This window comes from Microcystis sp. M53603_WE2 (genome assembly GCF_030065435.1).
In genome coordinates, this window is record NZ_JASJFF010001224.1 from 1 (window position 1) to 5,403 (window position 5,403).

At 42.2% G+C, this 5,403-nt stretch carries 3 protein-coding genes and 1 pseudogene; 1 reads left to right on the top strand and 3 read right to left on the bottom strand.

What is annotated here, in order from left to right:
• Positions 1 to 190: 190 nt before the first annotated feature.
• From PX481_RS25570 to PX481_RS25580, 3 genes and pseudogenes are all read right to left on the bottom strand, one after another.
• Positions 191 to 721, bottom strand: coding sequence for a chemotaxis protein CheW (locus PX481_RS25570; RefSeq protein WP_002757615.1), 531 nt, complete (start codon positions 719 to 721; stop codon positions 191 to 193).
• Positions 722 to 812: 91 nt separating this feature from the next.
• Positions 813 to 1,178: a response regulator gene (locus PX481_RS25575; RefSeq protein WP_002757614.1), complete on the bottom strand. Its 366-nt coding sequence runs from the start codon at positions 1,176 to 1,178 to the stop codon at positions 813 to 815.
• A gap of 225 nt (positions 1,179 to 1,403) precedes the next feature.
• A pseudogene (locus tag PX481_RS25580) lies at positions 1,404 to 2,620 on the bottom strand (RNA-guided endonuclease InsQ/TnpB family protein).
• Positions 2,621 to 3,487: 867 nt separating this feature from the next.
• On the opposite strand from PX481_RS25580, the gene hmpF reads away from it, so the two are divergent.
• Positions 3,488 to 5,128, top strand: coding sequence for a pilus motility taxis protein HmpF (hmpF, locus tag PX481_RS25585; RefSeq protein WP_288027945.1), 1,641 nt, complete (start codon positions 3,488 to 3,490; stop codon positions 5,126 to 5,128).
• Positions 5,129 to 5,403: the final 275 nt, after the last annotated feature.

Here is a 5,403-nt window from a genome sequence, read left to right on the forward strand (position 1 = left end):
AATTTTGCTAATAAACATAGCAAAATTATAGATGATTTCCTGACCTAAGATCACATTTTATTCTTTTTTCCACTTCAATCTAAGAATTGAGAAAAAAGCAAAACCTTATATTATACCATAAAAAAATTATGCAAGAGGTCTTATCAAGAAAGAATTCCTATAAATCCTATTCTGCTATTTTTTTCAGGTTTTAAGCCGCCCAACGGGCAGAACGGAGTATGGCCAGATGATCGAGTAGTCCTAAGGTTTTTTTTGATTCTTGGCCCAGAATCCACTCCCCCTGCACATAGGGGGCGATCTGAGCGGGAATACTGGCGGCACTACCTAGTTTATCTGGGTCGAGCCATTCCATATCTCCCAAACGTTCCACCGCTAAACCGAGGATCGTTTCCTCTTCTTTGAGCGCAATTATGGGAATTTCGGCTCGATCGGTGTTTAAGCGGCTGCTATCCCCCAAAAATTGCCCGAGATCCGCCACCCAGATCACTTGACCCCGGAGATTGATCGTGCCGAGGAGCAAGGGTGAAGCATTGGGAATCGGGGTAATGCGATCGAGTGGTTGCTGTATTACCTCGCCAATGCCCACGGCACTAAGGGCAAACTCCTCCTGAGAGGGTAGATAAAATCGCAAGTACAGTTCACCGACGGGAGTTTCTAATTCCTGATTGTCGGGGGCGATATCTTGAGCGTTACCAGTAAAAAAATCGGCGTTGTTAAGCATGAGTTTAGTTCTCTTGCAACTAATAATTCGGGCGGCGTTTTTAGCTGTCTTGACCTATACCATAGATACACTGTCTCTGGTGAGGGCGATTTTATCGGCGCAACAGTTGTTTAATGGTATAAATGAACTCAATCGGTTCAAAGGGCTTGACAATGTAGGCATCGGCTCCGATTTTCATAGCCCAATAGCGATCAAAGACTTCCCCTTTCAAGGAACAAATGACCACCGGGACATTTTTGGTTTTTGGATCCGACTTGAGACGACGACACACCTCATAACCATTCATGCGGGGCATGACGATATCGAGGACGACGAGATCGGGATTGAGTCTCTGAATATGTTCGAGGGCTTCTACCCCATCCGTGGCGATCGTGACCTTGATGCCGCTATTGCGGAGTAGATCACAGATCAGTTCCCGTTGCGTTTGGCTGTCTTCTACCAGCAATATTTCGCTCATAACTCCCTACCTAGCTCGGCTGCCAAGAACAACAATGGCAAAAGATGCCCGATAATAGTCCCCTTTGACCGGATGCTCGGAAATTGCTCTCATTTTTGCCTCCAACGCAATCTGAAATTTATCAGGGGTTTCCCTCTAAACAAGGACTTGATTCACCTTTTCGGGTTTCATCTCTATCGTTCCCAATTCTACCAGTGAACTACTCTCAAGGTCGTTGAGAGCTTCCTATTTCACGGGGGATTGCCTCAAGACGGACTTACGCCCAGCTTTTGGTCTTACATCCCCTCTATGGGCAGTATCGCGCTTTTCCTAACGATAATATCTGTAAGGCTTCATTTCTGATATTTATCGCCGCATTTATGTCCCGGTCATGGGTTGTTTTACAATGCACACAAGTCCAATTTCTAACCTCAAGCGGCAAACTACCCACTTGATTTAGACAGACATTACAAGTTTTAGAACTAGGAAAAAACCTATCAACTTCGGTATAAGTTTTTCCTTCCCATTCTGCCTTGTATTTAAGCATTGTACAAAACATTCCCCAACCACAATCACTAATAGCATTGGCTAAATTATGATTGCGTACCATGCCTTTGATATTGAGATTTTCTAACGCAATAACTTGGTTTTCGTTAACTATCTTACGGGATAGTTTGTGCAGAAAATCCTCACGACATCTTGAGATTTTAGAGTTAACTTTAGCTACTTTACCTCTAGCTTTTTGACGGTTGTTACTTCCTTTCTTTTTACGCAATAGCTTTTGTTGTTTCCTTTTTAGGTTACGTTGATGTTTGGCTAAATGTCTAGGATTATCATATTTACTGCCATTGCTGGTAATAGCAAAATGAGTTAATCCTAAATCAATTCCTATGGCTTTACCTTCTATCCCCCCGTCTTCGTCACCACCCTTATCAAGGGTAGAACCCCCCGCCTTCGGCACCCCCTTATCAAGGGGGGCAGGAGGGATTGTCCATCATCAACTAAAATAGAAGCGTAGTATTTTGAGATAGTAACAGTTTTAATTGTTCCTGCAAATTCCCAGTGACGAACACAATAAACCAATCCAATTTGAGGAAGCTTTAGATAATCTCCCTCAAATTTAATATTAGCTGGATAGCTAATTGATTGTTTACCATGTTTAGATTTGAATCTTGGTAGTCTAGCTCGTTTCTCAAAGAAATTTTGATAAGCTTGCGATAAGTTCAAAGCAACAACCTGTAAGCACTGGGAATAAGCATCTGTCAACCACTCATAAGCTTTTTTGAGACTAGGCAATAGTCCTTGAATATAGTTTCGTGTCAGTCCTTTTCCTGTGGTTTTATAGGTTTCTTGGCATAAATTCAGGGAAAATTCCCAAACCAACGACAACAGCCAAAGCTTTTAGCTAAGGCTATTTCTTGCTCGGTATTAGGCTTAAGTCTGAATTTGTACGCTTTGTACATAAGAATTATCAAGAAACTATAACTATGATATAGCGTTTCCCAATCTCATGAGGTACACCAAAATCTTAACTCCTGACTCCTGACTCCTGACTCCTCAAAACCTAAGACTCTGTACCTCACAACTATAGAAGTTGCTATAACATAGTTTTTGAGGAATTGTCTATATGCTGGTCAGCATTCATGAGGTGAACCCTTGGGCGAATTGCTTCGCCCCTTTAAAAGCCCCGTCCCATTGTGCTAAGCGCGAGGGATGAATGCTGACATTCAGTTAAATCCTGTTTAATAAGGTATGGGGGTACTGCGGAGCGCTGGAGCTGCGGAGCGCCAGAGAAACAATCCATCGCTGGTGATCTAGAGATGATGCCCAATCCCGTCCCACTCCCTCTTGATGAGAAACGCTCTCTTCCCTCCTCTTGTCACTAATAATAAATCTGATAAGCTAATTATGTAACATATTTTTCAGTAAGCTTTACGGTTCTTCTGGTTTCTGTGTGGAAACGAGGTCTATACTGATAGTTTCTTCTTTCAAAATAGTCCTAAAAGTCTTGCCCAGTAAACATTTAACCTTACATAAGCAAAAATTATCACACAAAGTCGAGAAGAGCGGCTTTACTGCATTTAAGAGATTGACTACCGAATTTTTTGAGATCAAGATAGTACATCGGCACTGAAAAATCATCAAAAATTTTCCAGTCGGTAAGGAGAAGAATTGAGAACAAATGTATGGATAAAAAAGAAAAACTCGATTAAAAAATTTTTGGGATCGGATGGTTACACACCAAACCATAGACCGGCCGCTCCTAGCCTTGATTGCCAACGCTCTCTAAAATCGATGACAAAGACTTTTATTATAGAGGACGACTACTCGTGCTATACCTTGCAGAAGTAAAAAAACAGACTAGAGGTTTTATCGGCGGTTACAAAACCGAATTGAAACTATTGGCCTGTCAGCATAAGGATCAGACGTGGAGTGCCATACCAGGGGAAGATATCCTAACCTACGACGAAACTAACTCCCTGGGTGAAGGTGCGCTTCTCTTGGTAAATTTGAGCAATAATCGTCAACTACAAGGAAACCCGGAATTAGCGGGAGCGGAGATGGTGCGGCAACTGCAAAAGATTTCCCGTTTGATGGAGCGCAGCAAGAAAGATCAAGAGAAAATCGAGCAGTGGAAACAATCCCTCACCTATCAAAGCGAGATTCTCAACCGCCAGAAAATGGAAATGGAGACAAGAATCGAGCAAATTGAACAAATAGAGGCAGAATTAGAGTATTTAGAGCGCAAAAGACAAGAACTGGAAACCCTAAAACAACAATTAAACGAGCAACAGCGACACCTGGAAGAAGGACAAATAAATTGTAACTCCTACCCCAATCTTTCCCCAGAACAACAACAATTTATTCGCTCTCTAGCGGAGCGTTTAGCTGCTCATCATGATCGGGGCAATTCTCCCTCACAAATTCTCCATTCCACTCTTGAATCTGTGCAGGAACAACAGACAATTTTAAATAGTTGTTGGCAGAGTTTAGAGGGGCAGAAAAAAGCTGTAGAAAATCGTCAGGTCGCCAACGATGAAATGCTCGATTATCTAGAAAAAAGAGCTAGGGAATTACAGACGAGTCGCAGGGCTTTGGAAACAGCTAAAATAGAATTACAAATACAAGAAACTGTTCTGAGTCAAAAACAGAAATTATTCGAGCACCTTAACCTCACCCTACAAACCACTGATTCTACTCGACAAATGCTCCTTCGTCTCCTCGGAGGGGAAGAACTAGGTTTTGATGGTAAAATCGATCTAGAAGCTCTTGAACAAATGCCTTTAGAAGAATTGGAGAGCTTAGTTAAGAACTTACAAACAGACCTCAAGCGCTGGGAAATTTTTGTCAACGACCAAGAGGAAGAATTAACTCTCCAATGCCAAACCGTGGAAGAATTAGAAGCAAGAATGGCTACAATAGATCAATCTGAGCGAGCTAATTTAGAAGAAGAATTAGCCGAGGAACAGGAAAAAAAAGGAATGCTGGCGGCAACTTTAGTCGGACAAAGACGTAATCTCCAAGAAAGGCAAGCTATTAGCTCTCAACATCTGAAAATTCTGCAACGGAGACAGGGGATTTCATCCTCAGAAAATACTCAAAAATCTGGCTTTGAACCATTGTTAATGCTGTTGGCCGATAATTATCAAAATAATCTTCAAGAAAGTCAACGTTTAGCAGCAGAAATCAAGGGACTACAAGAGGATTTACAAAAAAGCAGCGATAGTATTGACGGTCAATGGTCGGATTTAGAGCAAAAAACTCGTGAATTTGAAGAACAGGAGCGACAATGGCGCGATACTAATCTCGCATTATTGCGTTTAAAAACTCAGGTACAACAGTACGAAACTTTCCTGCAACCTGTGCAGGATCAACTCGATCAAATCCGTCAAAAACTAGAAACTATCTCCCAGTGGTTGATGCCTATGGAATCTAATGGTAGTGCCTATCATTACGCTATTAACAGTTAGGCTTAATTAGGGTTTGCGGCAAAAAGTTTTTCGTGGGGGTAGGGTGTGGGGTGTAGGGTGTAGGGTGTGGGGTTTTACCGATTTTGAGGGGGTCAATTACCTAGGGTTTGCGGCAAAAAGCTTTTCCTAGGGGCAGGGTGTGGGGTGTGGGGTTTTACCGATTTTCAGGTGGTCAATTACCTAATTTTCAGGGAAAAAGTACCCGAAGTTTCCCCCGATCCCCGCAATGGCTGGCACTTTTTGAGGGGAAAAAAGTCCAAAAGTCTTATCCAACA

Excerpts from the sequence above, each read along its gene's own strand:
- PX481_RS25570 (WP_002757615.1), bottom strand. The coding sequence starts at position 721 with ATGCTTAACAACGCCGATTTTTTTACTGGTAACGCTCAAGATATCGCC.
- PX481_RS25575 (WP_002757614.1), bottom strand. The coding sequence starts at position 1,178 with ATGAGCGAAATATTGCTGGTAGAAGACAGCCAAACGCAACGGGAACTG.